The organism is Streptomyces geranii (genome assembly GCF_002954775.1).
In the GTDB taxonomy this organism is placed as follows: domain Bacteria; phylum Actinomycetota; class Actinomycetes; order Streptomycetales; family Streptomycetaceae; genus Streptomyces; species Streptomyces geranii.
This window is the reverse complement of sequence record NZ_PJME01000003.1, coordinates 166,224-182,681: the sequence shown is the minus strand read 5'-3', so window position 1 is coordinate 182,681 and position 16,458 is coordinate 166,224. Positions and strand designations below refer to the sequence as shown.

16 protein-coding genes are annotated in these 16,458 nt (G+C 71.9%); 5 read left to right on the top strand and 11 right to left on the bottom strand.

Translation table 11 applies throughout. From position 1 onward, the window contains the following. Positions 1-12: 12 nt before the first annotated feature. Both CW359_RS05845 and CW359_RS05840 read left to right on the top strand, forming a co-directional pair. Positions 13-210 (top strand): DUF4236 domain-containing protein, encoded by a 198-nt coding sequence (locus CW359_RS05845; protein WP_105968674.1) that lies wholly within the window; start codon positions 13-15, stop codon positions 208-210. Positions 211-291: 81 nt separating this feature from the next. Beyond that, positions 292-1,821 (top strand): helix-turn-helix domain-containing protein, encoded by a 1,530-nt coding sequence (locus tag CW359_RS05840; protein WP_105968673.1) that lies wholly within the window; start codon positions 292-294, stop codon positions 1,819-1,821. 67 nt (positions 1,822-1,888) lie between these two features. On the opposite strand, the gene CW359_RS05835 is transcribed toward CW359_RS05840, so the two are convergent. Continuing rightward, complete coding sequence (locus CW359_RS05835; protein ID WP_105968672.1) at positions 1,889-2,632, bottom strand: TetR/AcrR family transcriptional regulator; 744 nt, start codon at positions 2,630-2,632, stop codon at positions 1,889-1,891. Between the two features lie 97 nt (positions 2,633-2,729). Here CW359_RS05835 and CW359_RS05830 point away from each other — a divergent pair, with 97 nt between their 5' ends. After that, positions 2,730-4,142 carry a lanthionine synthetase LanC family protein gene (locus CW359_RS05830; protein ID WP_232838241.1) on the top strand — a complete coding sequence of 471 codons (1,413 nt, stop codon included), beginning with the start codon at positions 2,730-2,732 and terminating at the stop codon, positions 4,140-4,142. A 16-nt stretch (positions 4,143-4,158) separates the two neighbouring features. Here the strand turns inward: CW359_RS05830 and CW359_RS05825 are convergent, their stop codons facing one another. The 7 genes from CW359_RS05825 to CW359_RS05795 all read right to left on the bottom strand — a co-directional run bounded on the left by CW359_RS05825 (position 4,159) and on the right by CW359_RS05795 (position 12,250). Next, positions 4,159-6,300: an ATP-binding SpoIIE family protein phosphatase gene (locus tag CW359_RS05825; protein WP_105968671.1), complete on the bottom strand. Its 2,142-nt coding sequence runs from the start codon at positions 6,298-6,300 to the stop codon at positions 4,159-4,161. A 120-nt stretch (positions 6,301-6,420) separates the two neighbouring features. Beyond that, positions 6,421-7,095, bottom strand: coding sequence for a GntR family transcriptional regulator (locus CW359_RS05820; RefSeq protein WP_105968670.1), 675 nt, complete (start codon positions 7,093-7,095; stop codon positions 6,421-6,423). Positions 7,096-7,213: 118 nt separating this feature from the next. After that, positions 7,214-8,215: a proline racemase family protein gene (locus tag CW359_RS05815; protein WP_105968669.1), complete on the bottom strand. Its 1,002-nt coding sequence runs from the start codon at positions 8,213-8,215 to the stop codon at positions 7,214-7,216. Positions 8,216-8,260: 45 nt separating this feature from the next. Then, a complete protein-coding gene (locus CW359_RS05810; protein WP_105968668.1) occupies positions 8,261-9,160 on the bottom strand; it encodes a dihydrodipicolinate synthase family protein in 900 nt (299 codons plus the stop codon). Positions 9,161-9,262: 102 nt separating this feature from the next. Continuing rightward, the gene (locus CW359_RS05805; protein WP_105968667.1) at positions 9,263-10,783 is read right to left on the bottom strand and encodes an FAD-dependent oxidoreductase; all 1,521 of its coding nucleotides are present in this window, start codon (positions 10,781-10,783) and stop codon (positions 9,263-9,265) included. After that, positions 10,767-11,081, bottom strand: coding sequence for a (2Fe-2S)-binding protein (locus CW359_RS05800; protein ID WP_105968666.1), 315 nt, complete (start codon positions 11,079-11,081; stop codon positions 10,767-10,769). Before CW359_RS05800 ends, CW359_RS05805 begins: the two co-directional genes overlap by 17 nt. Next, complete coding sequence (locus CW359_RS05795) at positions 11,078-12,250, bottom strand: NAD(P)/FAD-dependent oxidoreductase (RefSeq protein ID WP_105968665.1); 1,173 nt, start codon at positions 12,248-12,250, stop codon at positions 11,078-11,080. Before CW359_RS05795 ends, CW359_RS05800 begins: the two co-directional genes overlap by 4 nt. Before the next feature lie 86 nt (positions 12,251-12,336). Between CW359_RS05795 and CW359_RS05790 the strand changes: the two genes are divergently transcribed. After that, positions 12,337-13,848, top strand: coding sequence for an aminopeptidase P family protein (locus CW359_RS05790; RefSeq protein ID WP_408647456.1), 1,512 nt, complete (start codon positions 12,337-12,339; stop codon positions 13,846-13,848). A gap of 39 nt (positions 13,849-13,887) precedes the next feature. Here the strand turns inward: CW359_RS05790 and CW359_RS05785 are convergent, their stop codons facing one another. Then, positions 13,888-14,328: a DUF6299 family protein gene (locus CW359_RS05785; protein ID WP_105968664.1), complete on the bottom strand. Its 441-nt coding sequence runs from the start codon at positions 14,326-14,328 to the stop codon at positions 13,888-13,890. Positions 14,329-14,633: 305 nt separating this feature from the next. On the opposite strand from CW359_RS05785, the gene CW359_RS05780 reads away from it, so the two are divergent. Further along, positions 14,634-14,822 carry a DUF5999 family protein gene (locus tag CW359_RS05780; protein WP_105968663.1) on the top strand — a complete coding sequence of 63 codons (189 nt, stop codon included), beginning with the start codon at positions 14,634-14,636 and terminating at the stop codon, positions 14,820-14,822. Positions 14,823-14,842: 20 nt separating this feature from the next. Here CW359_RS05780 and CW359_RS05775 read toward each other — a convergent pair whose 3' ends face one another. Both CW359_RS05775 and CW359_RS05770 read right to left on the bottom strand, forming a co-directional pair. Beyond that, positions 14,843-15,241, bottom strand: coding sequence for a RidA family protein (locus CW359_RS05775; protein ID WP_105968662.1), 399 nt, complete (start codon positions 15,239-15,241; stop codon positions 14,843-14,845). Next, positions 15,238-16,377 carry an acyl-CoA dehydrogenase family protein gene (locus CW359_RS05770; protein ID WP_105968661.1) on the bottom strand — a complete coding sequence of 380 codons (1,140 nt, stop codon included), beginning with the start codon at positions 16,375-16,377 and terminating at the stop codon, positions 15,238-15,240. Before CW359_RS05770 ends, CW359_RS05775 begins: the two co-directional genes overlap by 4 nt. Between the last annotated feature and the right edge of the window lie 81 nt (positions 16,378-16,458).

Sequence of the window (16,458 nt, the reverse complement as noted above, 5' to 3'; positions counted from 1 at the left end):
TACCCGACCCCTATGCCACTCACCTTCCGCAAGAGCTTCCGGATCCTCCCGGGAGTACGACTGAACATCAACAAGGGCTCCTGGTCGATCACGACCGGCGGCAGCCACGGACCCCGGCACACCCACAGCAGCACGGGACGCCGTACGACGTCGATGGATCTGCCCGGCCCCTTCGGCTGGCGCCGCACCCGCACCAAGAAGCGCCGCTGACCGTCAGCGGCAACTGACGGTGCGTCACCCGCACGGAGTCCCCAGAAGGCGCCATCTCATATCTGAGATAGCCTCAACCCCATGGCAGACGACTACCTCGTACGTATCGGCAAGCTCATCCGTGACGCCAGGCAGCATCGGGGCTGGACACAGACACAGCTCGCCGAGGCACTCGGCACCAGCCAGAGTGCCGTCAACCGCATCGAACGCGGCAATCAAAACATCAGCCTTGAGATGATCGCCCGAATCGGTGAAGCTCTCGACAGCGAGATCGTCTCCCTGGGTTACGCGGGCCCCATGCATCTGCGGGTGGTCGGCGGTCGCCGCCTCTCCGGCTCCATCGACGTCAAGACCAGCAAGAACGCGTGCGTAGCGCTGCTGTGCGCCTCGCTTCTCAACAAGGGGCGCACAGTGCTGCGCCGGGTCGCCCGGATCGAGGAGGTGTACCGCCTCCTGGAGGTACTCGGCTCGATCGGCGTACGCACGCGGTGGATCAACGACGGCGTCGATCTGGAGATCGTGCCGCCCGCCGAGCTGGACATGGAGGCCATCGACGCCGAGGCGGCCCGCCGTACGCGCTCGATCATCATGTTCCTCGGCCCGCTGCTGCACCGCATGGACCGCTTCCAGCTGCCGTACGCCGGCGGCTGCGACCTCGGTACGCGGACCATCGAGCCGCACATGATTGCGCTGCGCCGGTTCGGGCTGGACATCGCGGCGACCGAGGGTCTCTACCACGCCCAGGTCGACCGCTCGGTCTCCCCCGGCCGCCCGATCGTGCTGACCGAACGCGGGGACACCGTCACGGAGAACGCGCTGCTCGCCGCCGCCAGGCACGACGGCACGACCGTCATCCGCAACGCGTCCTCCAACTACATGGTCCAGGACCTGTGCTTCTTCCTGGAGGCGCTGGGCGTACGGGTCGAGGGCGTCGGCACGACCACGCTCACCGTGCACGGCGTACCGACCATCGACGTGGACGTCGACTACTCGCCCTCCGAGGACCCGGTCGAGGCGATGAGCCTGCTGGCGGCGGCCGTCGTCACCGAGTCCGAGCTGACCGTGCGCCGGGTGCCGATCGAGTTCCTGGAGATCGAACTGGCGGTCCTGGAGGAGATGGGGCTCGACCACGACCGTACGCCCGAGTACTTCGCGGACAACGGCCGTACCCGGCTGGTCGACCTGACGGTCCGCCCCTCCAAGCTGGAGGCGCCGATCGACAAGATCCACCCGATGCCGTTCCCGGGCCTGAACATCGACAACGTGCCCTTCTTCGCGGCCATCGCGGCCTCGGCCCAGGGCAAGACCCTCATCCACGACTGGGTCTACGACAACCGCGCGATCTACCTCACCGACCTCAACCGCCTCGGCGGACGCCTCCAGCTCCTCGACCCGCACCGCGTCCTGGTGGAGGGCCCGACCCGCTGGCGAGCGGCCGAGATGATGTGCCCGCCCGCACTGCGTCCCGCGGTGGTGGTCCTCCTGGCGATGATGGCGGCCGACGGCACGTCCGTGCTGCGGAACGTGTACGTGATCAACCGGGGGTACGAGGAGCTGGCGGAGCGGCTCAACTCGGTGGGTGCGCAGATCGAGATCTTCCGGGACATCTGAGAAGCCCGCGTGCACGCACGCACGCGCGTGCACGCCTGGTCGCGTCACCAAGAGGGCACCGCGGTCGTCAGTCCGCCTCGCCCGCCTTGTCCGTAGCCACCTTGCTCGACTTGCCCGTCCTGCCCGGCGCCGTTGCCCCCGGGACCTCCGGCCCCGCCCGGAGCATCGCCCGGTAGAGGTCCTCGTGTGCGGGCGAGGCGGGCAGAGTGGCGCGGGCCGGGGCCGCGAAGGACTGGACGAACAGGGCGACGACGCGGCGCCAGGCGTCGGGGGCCGCGTCGCCGCAGGCGTTGACGACGCCCGCGTTGGCCATGTGGAGCAGGACCAGGTCCGAGGGGTCGAAGTCCTCGCGCAGCCCGCCTGCCGCCTTGGCGCGGCCGATGAGCCGCACCATGCCCTCGTACGCCTCCTCGCGGCGCTTCTCCATGGCCTTGGCGGTCGGGAAGGTCGTCGTCAGTACGTCGGCGAAGCCCTGGTCGGCCGCCTGCATCGCGCAGGCCGTCTCGATGTAGCCGACGAAGCCGTGCCAGGGGTCGGCGTCGGCGAGGGCTACGGCGACCGCGTCCGCGTAGGAGTCCATGCGGTCGGCGAAGACGGCGGCGACCAGCTCCTCCTTGGTGGGAAAGCGCCGGAAGATGGTCGCGATGCCCACGCCCGCCTCACGGGCCACCGAGGCCATGGAGGCGCCCAGTCCGTCGCGGGCGAACACCCCGCGCGCGGCGGCGATGATGCGCTCCCGGTTGCGCTCGGCGTCACTGCGCAGCGACTGGGCGGCGATGTCGTCGGAGGGCTGGGGGCGGCCAGGGTTCATGCCGGTGAGCCTATCAATCGGATCGACCTATCCGGTTTTGTCCGGCCCTGGAGCAGGCACCTACCGACGGTCGATCGTGCGGTTGTAGCGTGTCCGGGTGCCGGACAACGACGTAAGCCAATCCAGCGGTTCCCGCGATTCCAACAGTTCGAGCAGTACGAGCAGCACGAGCGGTTCGTACGACGAGTACCGGGACCTGGGCGAGGCCGCCTGGTCGTGGGTGCTGGACCAGGTTCGCGAGGACGACGGGCCCTGGCTGCCGGAGACGGTGTCCGAGGAGGGCGAGGAAGGCGGCCCCGCCAAGGACCGGGACTGTCTCTACGCGGGCATCGCCGGTCTCGCGCCCGTCCTCGCCGAGATCGCCCTGCACCGCCCGCTGACCGACCGGGAGCGGGCGTTGGCGGACGGCATCGTGGCCCGGCTGTCGGCTGTCGCCCGGCAGCGCACGGAACCCTCGCTGTACGACGGTCTGGCCGGTGACGTGACCGCCCTGCGGCTGCTGCAGCCGGGCTCGGAGTCGGTGGCTCTGCGGCGGCTGGCCGAGTTGGCGGGGCCCGACGGCTGGCGGACCACCCTCGATTTCGAGAAGGGCTCGGACGCGCCCCTCAACGACATCATCATGGGCACCGCGGGCGTGGTCCTGACCGCCGTCTGGGCGGGCGGCGAGTACGCCGAGTCGATCGCGGCGACGGGCTGCGAGGCGCTGCTGCGGGTCGCGGACCGTACGGAGGCGGGGCTCGACTGGGGCATCGGGGCGACCACGGAGTGGCGGGCGCCGAACTACTCCCACGGCACCGCCGGAGTGGCCTCGGCGCTGGCCGTCGCGGGGGCCGCGCTGGGCCGCGACGACTTCGTCGAGGCCGCCGAGCGCGGGGCCCGGCACGTGCTGTCGGTGGGGCTGTTGGACGACGGCGGTTTCGTCGTCCCGCACACCATCCCGCCCTCGAAGCGCGAGGTCGAGCCGCTGACGTACACCTGGTGCCACGGTCCCGCCGGTACGTCACACCTGTTCACGGCGCTGGCCCACGCGGGCGTCACGGAGGTGTCGGGGCTCGGGGTCGGCGAGCTGCGGCAGCGCTGTCTGACCTCGATCCTCACCTCCGGGGTCCCGCGACGCCTTCGGCCCGGCTTCTGGGACAACGACGGCCGCTGCTGCGGCACGGCTGGCGTGGGCGACGTACTCCTCGACGCGGCCCAGGACAGCCCGCACGGCGACGGCTCGGAGTCCGACGGCGCGCGGACGCTCGTACAGGGCGCCCGGGTGATGGGTGACGCCCTGGTGGAGCGGGCGATCCGCGATGAGGCGGGGGCCCGTTGGCGCTTCGTCGAATACCGTCAGGAGCAGCCGCTGCTGCCCCCGGGCACCTCCTGGATGCAGGGCGCGGCGGGGATCGCGGCCTATCTCCTCCGGCTCGCCCGGTTCGGCGGGGCCGGGGCGGAGGCGGCGGTGGTCGACCGTCCCGACCAATGGTGGGCGGTCCCGGAGCGGCTGCGTACGACGGTCTCCTGAGCCCCGGCGGGAGCGGTCAGGTCAGGGCCTGTTCCGCCCAGATCGTCTTGCCGTTCCTGGTGTGCCGGGTGCCCCAGCTGGTGGTGAGCTGGGCGACCAGGAGCAGGCCCCGGCCGCCCTCGTCGGAGATCCGGGCCCGGCGCAGATGCGGTGAGGTCGAGCTGCCGTCGGAGACCTCGCAGATGAGCGTGCGGTCGTGGATCAGGCGGAGCTGGATCGGGTCGGCGCCGTAGCGGATGGCGTTGGTGACGAGTTCGCTGACGACCAGTTCGGTGACGAAGGCGGCCTCGTCCAGGCCCCACTCCTCCAGCTGGGCGACGGCGCGTCTGCGGGCCTCGGCGACCACCTCGAAGTCGGCGGGCAGGTCCCAGACGCGGACATGGGCGGCGTCCAGGGCGCGGGTGCGGGCCAGGACGAGGGCGACGTCGTCGGCCGGGTGCTTCGGCAGCAGGGCGGAGAGGACCTGGTCGCAGCGGTCTTCCAGGGAGACCGGGACGGTTTCCGTGCCCGTACCCGTGTGCGTACCCGCGTATCTGCCCGTGTCCCCGGTGGCCAGGGTTCTGGCCAGCAGGGCGATCCCCAGGTCGGCGTCCCGCTCGGCGGTGGCCTCCACCAGTCCGTCCGTGAAGAGGGCGACGAGGGTGCCCTCGGGCAGCCGGCTCTCGGTGGTCTCGAAGGGCAGGCCGCCGACGCCGAGCACCGGTCCGACGGCGACGTCCACGACCCGCGTGTCGCCGTCAGGGAGGACCAGTACGGGCGGCGGGTGGCCGGCGCTGGCGACGGTCAGCTCGCGGGAGACGGGGTCGTAGACGGCGTACAGACAGGTCGCGCCGGTCGCGCCGGCGCCGATCCGGGCGTCGCTCGGGTCGCTGTCGTCGTCGGCTGCGAGGCGCAGGACGAGGTCGTCGAGGTGGGCCAGGAGTTCGTCGGGCGGCAGGTCGACGTCGGCCAGGGTCTGGACCGCCGTACGCAGTCGGCCCATGGTCGCCGAGGCCTGGATGCCGTGGCCGACGACGTCGCCGACGACCAGGCCGACGCGCGCGCCGGAGAGCGGGATGACGTCGAACCAGTCGCCGCCGACGCCCGCCCGGGAGTCGGTGGGGAGGTAACGGGAGGCGACGTCCACCGCGGACTGCCGGGACGGGCCGCGCGGCAGCAGGCTTTCCTGGAGGGCGAGGGCGGTGGAGCGCTCGCGGGTGTAGCGGCGGGCGTTGTCGACGCAGAGGGCGGCGCGGCTCGCCAGTTCCTTCGCCAGCACGAAGTCGTCCTCGTTGAAGACGTCGGCCCGGGTACGCAGCAGGACGGCGACCCCCAGGGTCGTACCGCGCGCGATGAGCGGGACCGCCACCATCGAGGTGACGACGGTGCCGCGCAGCCGCTCGGCGCGCTCGGGCGCGCTCGCGATCCAACGGTCGAAGTCGGCGGCGCCGCTGCGGCTGAGCACCGTCTCACCGGTGCGCAGCGCGCGGGCGGGCGGGGAGTAAGGCGGGTAGGTGTCCGTGGCGCCCAGGCCCAGCACCGCGCCTGGCTCCCACTCCGTCCCGGAGGCGTGGGCGAGGCGGCGCAGCACGACATCGCCGTCAGGACCGGCCTCGGCGGGTTCGTCGCCGCGCATGACCGCCTCCAGCAGGTCGACGCTGGCGAAGTCGGCGAACCGGGGGACGACCAGATCGGCGAGTTCCTGCGCGGTGCGGTCGAGATCGAGGCTGGTGCCGATCGACACGGCCGCCTCGTCGAGCACGGCGAGCCGCTGCCGCGCCCAGTGCTGCTCGCTGCTGTCGAACCCGGCCATCCCGACCGCGCACACCTCGCCGGAGGCGTCCCGGACGGGCCACAGTTCCAGGTTCCAGGCGTGCTCACGGATGCCGGAGGGGGCCCGGGTGAAGCTCTCGTAGTGCGCGGGCTTTCCGGTCGCGGCCACGTCCTTCAGGGCCTGCAGCGTGCCGCGCCAGTCCACGTCCTCCGGCACGCCGTACGGGAAGACCCGGCCGATCAGCGCGGCCTCCTCGACGCCCATCACCTGGCCGGCCACGTCGTTCAGCCGCCGGTAGCGCTGCTCGATGTCGAAGACGGACATCGAGTACGACGCCTGCTGGAACGCCTGTTCCACCAGGTCGGGTCCGTCCTGATGTGCGTCGTCAACGTGCGCGGAGGCCATGGTTTCAGTGTCCTCCCCGCGCCCGGAGGGCAACAACCGAACACGTCCGAACGCGCACGGGGAGTTCGCGTACGCCATTTGTGGCGGTGGATCAGTGGGGCGGGTGGGAGACCGGCGGGGTCAGCGCGCCCAGTCGCCCCGGACATGCCCGAGGTGTCTGGTCATCACGGTCCGTACGCGTTCGGTGTCCCGGGCGAGGAGCGCGTCGAGGATCTCCAGGTGCTCCTCGGCGCTGGACGTCAGCAGACCGCGCTCGGCCAGCGCGGTCAGCCCGTACAGCCGGGAGCGCTTGCGCAGGTCGCCGACGACCTCGACCAGGTGTTCGTTGCCGGCCAGGGCGAGCAGCCCGAGGTGGAAGCGGCGATCGGTCTCGACGTAGGCGATGAGATCGACCCGCTCCGCCGCGGCCACGCTGCCCTCCGCATCCTTGCGCAGCGCCTCCAGGGCGGCCGGGTCGGCGGTCGCGGCGAGGCCGACGGTGGTCGGGATCTCGATCAGCGACCGGATGTGGGTGTACTCGTCGAGCTGCCGGTCGGAGACCGTGGTGACCCGGAACCCCTTGTTGGGCACGGGGTCGACCATGCCCTCCTTCACCAGGTCGAGCATGGCCTCGCGCACGGGGGTCGCCGAGACGCCGAACCGGGCGGCGAGCGAGGGCGCCGAGTAGACCTCCCCGGGCCGCAGTTCACCGGCGACGAGCGCGGCCCGCAGCGCGTCGGCGACACTCGCCCGGTAGCTGGGCCGCGGCCCGCCGAGGCTGGGCAGGGCGGGCCCGGTGGGCTGGGCGGCGGCCATGGCGTTCTCCTGGATGGATCTCAACTGGCGCTGGTTCTGGTCGCGGTGGTTCCGGTCGCGGTGGGTGGTTCTGGTCGCGCTGGTTCTTCTGGTGATGGGTGATGGGTGATGGGTGATGTCAGAGTACGAAGCCGGCCGGGAACGGATCGTCCGGGTCCAGCAGGTACTGGGCGGTGCCCGTGATCCAGGCCCGCCCGGTGATCGTGGGCACCACGGCGGGCCGCCCGCCGACCTCGGTGCTCTCGACGAGCCGCCCGGTGAACGACGTACCGATGAAGGACTCGTTCAAGAAGTCCTGGTGCAGGGGGAGTTCACCGCGCGCGTGCAACTGCGCCATCCGCGCGGAGGTCCCGGTGCCGCAGGGCGAACGGTCGAACCAGCCTGGGTGGATGGCCATCGCGTGCCGGGACCGGGTCGCGTCCGAGCCGGGGGCGGCCAGATAGACGTGGTGGACGCCGTTGATGGTCGGGTTCTCCGGGTGTACGGGGGGACTGTCGGCGTTGATCGCGTCCATCAGGGCGAGTCCGGCGGCGAGGATGTCGTCCTTGCGTTCGCGCTCGAAGGGCAGACCGAACTCGTCGAGGGGCAGGATGGCGTAGAAGTTGCCGCCGAAGGCCAGGTCGTACGTCACCGTCCGCCCGTCGGCGAGGGTCGCCTTCCGCCCCAACTCCACTGCGAAAGAAGGCACGTTGCGGATGGTGACCGCCTTGGCGGCACCGCCCTCCACCGCGACCTCGGCGACGACGAGCCCGGCCGGGGTGTCGAGCCGGATGGTGGTGACCGGCTCGACGACCGGGACCATGCCGGTCTCGACGAGCACGGTGGCGACACCGATCGTGCCGTGGCCGCACATCGGCAGATAGCCGGAGACCTCGATGTAGACGACGCCGTAGTCGCAGTCGGGCCGGGTCGGCGGCTGCAGGATCGCCCCGCTCATGGCGGCGTGCCCGCGCGGCTCGTCCATCAGGAAGTGCCGTACGTCGTCCCGGTGTTCGCGGAACCACAGCCGGCGTTCGTTCATGGTGTCGCCGGGGATGGTGCCGATACCGCCGGTGACGACCCGGGTCGGCATGCCCTCGGTGTGCGAGTCGACGGCGTGCAGGACGAGCTTGCTGCGCATGGGGGCGATCCTCTCAGGTGAACTCGGGTCGGCGGGTCCCGGTACTCAGGCGAGACCGAGGGCGACGGCCTTCTCGGTGGCCTCCCGGACCGCCTTCTCCTGCTCCGGCAGCAACGGCATGCGCGGCGGCCGGACGGGACCGCCGTGCCGTCCGACGATGTCCATCGACAGCTTGATCGCCTGCACGAACTCGACCTTGGAGTCCCAGCGGTGGAGGGCGTGCAGCTGCTGGTAGAGCGGCAGCGCGGTGGCCAGATCGCCCGCGATCGCGGCACGGTACAGCTCGACCGTGGCCCGGGGCAGGGCGTTGGGGTACCCGGCGACCCAGCCGACCGCCCCGGCGGTGGCCAGTTCGAGGAGTACGTCGTCGGCGCCGATCAACACATCGAGTTCCGGGGCGAGTTCCTGGATCTGGTAGATGCGCCGAGTGTCCCCGGAGAACTCCTTCACGCCCTTGATGAGCCCGGCCGCGTGCAGCTCGGCGAGCAGTTCGGGGGTGAGGTCGACCTTGGTGTCGATCGGGTTGTTGTAGGCCACGATGTCGATCCCGGCCTCGGCGACGGCCGCGTAGTGCGCGAGCACCGAACGCCGGTCGGCCCGGTAGGCGTTGGGCGGCAGCAGCATGACGGCGGCACAGCCGGCGTCCCTGGCCTGCGCGGCCCACCGGACGGACTCGGCGGACCCGTAGGCGGCGACACCGGGCATGACCCGGTCCCCACCGATCGCGTCAACTGCGGTCTCGACAACCTTGACCCGCTCCTCGACAGTGAGCACCTGATACTCACCGAGCGACCCATTGGGCACGACCCCGTCACACCCGTTCTCGACGAGCCAACGGCAATGATCGGCGTAGGCGGCGTAGTTGACGCTCAGATCGTCGTTCAACGGCAGAGCGGTGGCGACAAGAACACCGCGCCAGACGGGGACGGGGACAGTGGTGCCCATAAGAACCTCCAGTTTTCGAGACACAGGGGGAAAGCGCCCTGCTTTTAGGGGCGCGGGGAACTGCGCGACCAGCCACAACGGCGCAGCAGACAAATCACGACATCAGCCCCCGGGCTCCTCCGCCAACACACCCAACGGCACAGGACGAGCAAACGGCCGCTTCGCCAACCCCACCGAACACCCGGCAACCCCAGCAACCCCGGCCGCACAGACCCGCCCCTGACACCACCCCATACCGGCCCGGGTGAGCAGCTTCACGGTCCGCAGATCCGTCGCCCCCAACTCCCCCACCGCCTCCCGGACTTCCGCCGCAGTCACCTCCTCGCAGCGACAGACGACGGTGTCGTCGGTGACCTGCTCGACCCAGTGCGCGGGCGGGGCGTAAGCGACATCGACGGCGGCGAAGAACTTCCGCAACCGAGTACGGGTCCGGGCGGCAGAAGCCCAGTCGGCGGGACGCGGCTCGACTCCCGCCAGCCGCGCGGCGATCGACCGCCCGGCGATCTCCCCCTCGGCGAGTGCCAGCACCGCGCCCCCGATGCCGGTGGCCTCCCCCGCCGCCCAGACACCGTCGACATCGGTGCGCTGCTCGGCGTCCGTGACGACGAAGGCGTCGCCGTCCGCGTCGATCGCGCACCCGAGGCTCTCCGCGAGGTCGGTGTGCGCTAGCATGCCGTGTCCAACGGCCAGGGTGTCGCAGGCGATCCGCCGCTCGGTGCCCGGCCGTACCCGACCGTGCGTGTCCAGGGCGGCGACGGTGACGGCCTCGACGTGGTCGGTGCCGTGGGCCGCGACGACGGTGTGACGTACCGTCACCGGGACCTTGTGGCGCAGCAGTTGGGCCGCGTACCGGGCGGCCTCGGCGACCTTCGCAGGGTTTGCGGCGAGTGTGGCGGCGTGCCGTACGAAGTCGGCGGGGTGCGTGGACTCGACGTACGCGGCGACGTCGGCGCCCGCTGCGGCGAGCCCGGCGGCGACCGGCATCAGCAGTGGCCCGGTCCCGGCGACGACAGCCGTACGGCCCGGCAGGACGAGCCCGCCCTTGAGCATCGCCTGGGCGCCACCGGCGGTGAGGACACCGGGGAGGTTCCAGCCGGGGAAGGGCAGCACCTTCTCGTAGCCGCCGGTGGCGAGGAGGACGGCGTCGGCGGTGACGGTCTCCGACCCGGTCTGCGCGGGACCGAGCAGGGCATGCACCCCGAAGAGGCCGCCTCCGCCGAACTCCCACTCCACGAACCACACATGACGGTCCGCCAGATGACTGATCCGACCGGCCTCGACATGTGCGGCCAGCCGGTCCCGCAGCTTCGTCCAGGTACCCCAGGCATGGTGCAGGGCCTGCGGCCGGCGTGCCCTGAGCGGGGCAGCGGGCTGCCGGTAGAACTGGCCGCCGGCCTGGGCATCGGAGTCGAGCAGCAGGACCCGTACCCCCTGGTCGGCGGCGGTCAACGCGGCGGCGAGCCCGGCGGGCCCGGCACCGACGACCGCGAGCGAGGCTACGGCGCCCCGATGGGGGCGCGGGGCTGTATCTGTCGGCGGCTTCGCCGCGGGGCGCGACCAGCCCCCACCGGCCCGCAGCCGACGAACCACATCACCCGCACGGCCCTCAGCCGAGTCCGTCATGGCCGACCCCTTCCTGCGTCCGGATGGCATCGCCGGAGGCGACCTGTACCAGGCAAGCCCGCTGGTTGGGCCGGTCGTTGACGGTGACGAGGCAGTCGAAGCAGACCCCGATGCCACAGAAGACGCCGCGCGGCGCCCCGCTGCCCCGGGTGCTCCGCCAGGAGGTGATGCCCGCCGACCAGAGCACGGCGGCGACGGTCTGACCGGGCAGCGCGGCGGTCTCGTGTCCGTCGACGGTGACGGTGAAGGGCGGCCCGGGGTGGGCCCCGGCCAGCTCCAGCGGAGTCCTCTGTCTCACTGGCCGTCCTCCTCGAAGCGGTCCGGGCGGAACGGCGCGAGATCCAGCTCGGGCCGTCTGCCCGTCAACGACTGGGCGATCAGGTGCCCCGTACCGACCGCCAGCCCGATCCCCGCGCCCTCGTGCCCGCACGCGTGGTAGAGCCCGGGCGCCCGGGGGTCGGCCCCGACGGCCGGGAGATGGTCCGGCATGTACGGCCGGAACCCGAGATAGCCGCGCATCGCGTGCACCCCTGCGAGCATCGGGAAGAGCGCGGTGGCCTGGGCGGCCAGTCGCCGTACGACGGGCAGGGAGAACGTCCGGTCGAAGCCGACCCGTTCGCGGCTGGCCCCGATCAGCACCGGCCCCGCCGCCGTGCTCTCGACGACCGCCGAGGACTGGAGCCCGGCGTCGCCGCTGGCCACGTCGGCGACATAGTCGGCCGCGTACACCTTGTGCCGGACGGTGCCGGGCGGCAGCGGTTCGGTGACCAGGACGAAGCCGCGCCGGGGCAGCACGGGCAGGGTCACCCCGGCCAGCGCGGCGACCTCGGCGCCCCAGGTGCCGGCCGCGTTGACGACGGCCGGCGCGTGGATGTCGCCGTGCCCCGCCGTCCGGACGCCGCGCACCGAACCGTCGGGCGCGCACAGGATGTCGGTGACGGCGGTGCCGGTGCGCAGTTCGGCCCCGGCCCGCCTGGCCGCCCGTACGACCTGGGCGGCGGCGAGGGAGGGCATCACCTGGCAGTCCTGCGGGTACCGGACGCCGCCCGCGAGGCCGGGGGTCAAGTGCGGTTCGAGTTCGGCGAGTCGACCGGCGTCGACGACCTCGGCCTCGACACCGGCCGCCCGCTGCCCGGCGGCGAACGCGGTCAGCGCGGCCATGCCGGCCGCGTCGGAGGCGACGACGATCCCGCCCTTCGCCTCGAACTCGACGGAGCCGCCCATGCCGGGCTCGGCGGCGAGGTCGTACCAGAGGCGGGTGGAGAGCAGCGCGAGGTCCAGCTCCGGCCCCGGTTCCTTGTCGGAGACGAGCAGATTGCCCTCACCGGCACCGGTGGTGCCACCGGCCACCGGCCCCCGGTCGAGAACGAGGGTCGCCAGGCCCGCCCGGGCGAGGTACAGGGCGCATGCGGCACCCACCATTCCGGCACCGATGACCACAACGTCGCAGGTCAGTCGCTTGCTCACGCCAGTACAATGTCACATGTTCCCATCGACGCCAAGGGCGCCTAGGCTCGACTCGCCACCACCAGCCACCAGCCAGCCAGCCAGCAATGCTGACCGAGTCGACACGAAGAAGGTGCCCACAGGTGTCCAAGGATTCCGCCGAGACCGCTGGAACCGCCCACAGCGAGGAAACCGCCGAGACCAAGGACCGCAAGAACCGCCTCTACCCCTCCGTCTCCCCCCAGCTGGCCGAGCTGATGACGACGGGCTGGGCCGACACCGAACTCCAGGATCTGCGCCCCATCGAGCAGGCCCCGTACGCCGCCGAACGCCGTGCCGCCCTCTCCGCGCGTTTCCCCGGCGAGCGTCTGATCGTCCCGGCCGGGAACCTCAAGGTCCGTGCCAACGACACGCACTACCCGTTCCGCCCGGCCACCGAGTACGTCCACCTCACGGGCGACCAGACCGTGGACGCCCTCCTGGTCCTCGAACCCCGCGCGGACGCCGAGGGCCACGACGCCACCGCTTATCTCCTCCCCCGCTCCGACCGGGAGAGCGGCGAGTTCTGGCAGGGCGCCGCCAAGGGCGAGCTGTGGGTGGGCCGCCGGCACTCCCTCGCCGAGGCCGAACAGGTCCTCGGCCTGCCCTGCCGTGACGTCCGCGAGGCCGTCGCCGAACTGCGCGCGGCCCCCGCCGTCCCCACCCGGATCGTGCGCGGCCACGACGCCGAGGTCGAGGCGGCCGTGGCGACGGACGAGGAGCGGGACACCGAGCTGAGGACCGTCCTGTCCGAACTCCGCCTGGTGAAGGACGAGTGGGAGATCGGCGAGATGCGCAAGGCGGTCGACTCGACCGTACGCGGATTCGTGGACGTCGTACGGGAGTTGGCGACCGCGATCGCCACCTCGGAACGCTGGATCGAGGGAACCTTCTTCCGCCGGGCCCGACTTGAGGGCAACGACATCGGCTACGGCTCGATCTGCGCCGCCGGCGAGCACGCCACGATCATGCACTGGCAGCGCAACGACGGCGAAGTCCGCCCGGGCGAACTCCTGTTGCTCGACGCGGGCGTGGAGACGAACTCCCTCTACACCGCCGACGTCACCCGCACCCTCCCGATCAGCGGCACCTTCACCCCGCTCCAGCGCAGGATCTACGACGCGGTGTACGAGGCGCAGGAGGCCGGCATCCGCACGGTCAAGCCCGGTGCCGCCTACCGGGACTTCCATGTCACCGCCCAGCGGTACCTGGCCGGGAAGCTCGTCGAGTGGGGCCTGCTGGAGGGCGACCCGGACGACGTGTACGAGCTGGCGCTCCAGCGCCGCTTCACCATGGCGGGCACCGGTCACATGCTCGGCCTGGACGTGCACGACTGCGCCAAGGCGCGCACCGAGCTGTACGTCGACGGCACCCTCGAACCGGGCATGGTCCTCACGGTCGAGCCGGGCCTGTACTTCCAGCCGGACGACCTGACCGTGCCGCCGGAGTACCGGGGCATCGGGGTCCGGATCGAGGACGACATCCTGGTGACGGCGGACGGCCACGAGAACCTGTCGGCCGGGCTGCCCCGTACGTCCGACGAGGTCGAGGCATGGATGCGGGGCCTGACCGGCGCGTAGCACCGGTCGGCCCCGTCAGCACCTGTCACGGCGGGCCGCTCAGGCCTCCGTGAGGACGACCTCCTGGATCTGCTCCGAGGTGACCGTGGGCAGCGGGATGAAGCCCGAGCGGCGGAACTCGACCAGGCTGGTCTTCACCCGCGCCGGGCCGGGCTCATACGCGCCCGGCTCGGTGGCCTTGGTGCTGCTCCACCCGTGCCAGGAGCCGTCGCAGCTCGCGGGGAGGCTGTCCAGGCCGTGCCAGACGTTCTCGCCGCGCTCGATGGCCGCCGCGACCCGCACGGAACCGCCGGTGCTGAGGCAGCGGTAGCTGCCGGTGAGGGTGAGTTCACCGTCGGGGGTGATGCTGCCGGACTCGACGGTGACCTGGTCGAAGCCGTCGACGGCGGCTGCGGGGGTCGCGGCCTGGGAGACGGTCAGCAGCACGGCACCGGCGGCGAGGGCGGCGGCACGGGAGAGGGACCGGACGGAAACAGACATGGGAAACCTCCATTGGGGGGCTCCACAGGTACTGGCCCCGCGCGCCCGCGCGCGTGACCGTCACCCCTTCGTCGGCGAGTCGCGCACGCCGACTGCCCCGCTTTTCGGATCTTCTCGGGGATCTCATCCGTGATCTCGTCCGTGATCTCGTCCGTGATCTTCTCGGAACGGCGGATTGTCAGGGTGGTGTCACAGCACGTCCGCGTGCTGTCACGCTTCCCCGCCACGACTTGGCGCCGGGCCCCCGGCACGGGCATCGTCAGAAGTGGCAGCAGATCAGAGATTCACAGATGCGGAGGCACACCATGTGTTCACACCAGCCCGCGTGCCCCTCGGCCGACCGCCCCGACCGGGACGCCGCGCACATCGTCGCCTTCCACCCCGAGCAGGGCTGGAACCTCCTCTGCAACGGCGCGATCGTCTTCGACGACACCGGCGAGCTGCTGCCCGACGGCAGTGTGGTCTCCCCGCACCGGCTGACGACCGCGGCCTGAAAAACCCTGACGACCACTCCCTACGGCAGCACCGCGAAGCCGTCCAGCTCCACCAGGGCCGCCTCGTCCCAGAGCCGTACGATCCCGACGACCGCCATGGCCGGATAGTCGCGCCCCGCCAACCTCCGCCAGATCCGGCCGAGTTGCGGGGCCTGGGCGCGATAGTCGGCGACGTCCGTGGCGTACACCGTCACCCGGGCCAGGTCCCCGGCCGTACCGCCGGCCGCGTGCAGCGCGGCGAGCAGATTCCCGAGGGCCCGCTCGAACTGCTCGGGCAGGGTGTCTCCTACGACCTTCCCGTCGGCGTCGAGCGCGGTCTGGCCCGCGAGGAACACCAGCCGGGAGCCGGTGGCGACGACGGCGTGCGAGAAGCCCGCGGGCGGCGACAGGCCCGGCGGGTTGACGCGCTCGGCGGTCACAGGATCTCCCCCGTCATCTGCGCCCCCTTGTACAACTCCTTGGCGATGACCGTCCGTTGGACCTCGCTGGCCCCTTCGTAGATACGCGGCGCCCGTACCTCCCGGTAGAGGTGTTCGAGGAGATGGCCGCGCCGCAGCGCCCGCGCGCCGTGCAGTTGGACGGCCGCGTCGACGACGTACTGCGCGGTCTCGGTGGCCAGCAGCTTCGCCATCGCGGCCCGCCCGGGCACGCCTTGGGCGCCTTCGTCGTACGCGGACGCCGCCGCGTAGACCATCAGCCGGGCCGCCTCCGTGCGCAGGGCCATCTCGGCGACCTGGTGGGCCACGGCCTGGAGGTCCTTCAACTTGCCGCCGAACGCGTCCCGTTGGCTGGTGTGAGCGAGGGTCGCGTCCAGGGCGGCCTGGGCCATGCCGACCGCGAAGGCGCCGACGCTCGGCCGGAACAGGTTCAACGTGCCCATGGCGACCCGGAATCCGTGGTCGGGTTCACCGATGACGTCGTCCTCGGTCACCGGTACGGCGTCCAGGGCGAGGGCGCCGATCGGGTGCGGGGAGAGCATGTCGAGGGCGCTGCCGGTGAGGCCGGGCCGGTCGGCGGGGAGCAGGAAGGCGGTGACTCCACGGGCCCCGGCGCCCGCTGTCGTACGGGCGAAGACGGTGTAGAAGTCGGCCTCGGGGGCGTTGGAGATCCAGCACTTCTCCCCGGTGAGGCGCCAGCCGGAGGGGCCGTCGGGGTCGGCTGCGAGCGACAGGGCCGCCGCATCCGAACCCGCGCCGGGCTCGCTCAGTGCGAAGGCGGCCACCGCGCTGCCGTCGCTCACCCGGGGCAGCCAGTGTTCGCGCTGGGCCGGGGTGCCGTGGGCGTGGACCGGGTGGGCGCCGAGGCCCTGGAGCGCGAGGGCGGTCTCCGCCTCGGTGCAGGAGTGCGCGAGGGACTCCCGCATCAGACAGAGATCCAGCGCGCCCGAGGTGAACAGCCTTGACAGCAGGCCGAGTTGGCCGAGTTCGGCGACGAGGGGGCGGTTCACGCGGCCCGGTTCGCCCTTCTCGGCGAGCGGGCGCAGCCGGTCGGCGGCCAGCGTGCGCAGCTCGGCACACCAGGCGGCCTGGGCCGGTTCGAGCGAGAATACGGGCATCGCCGGTCCTCACCTCCGGGGCCGTCGTCCGCGACCCCTCCCCGACGTTATCGCGCACCGTTGACTGCCGTCACCAAGACG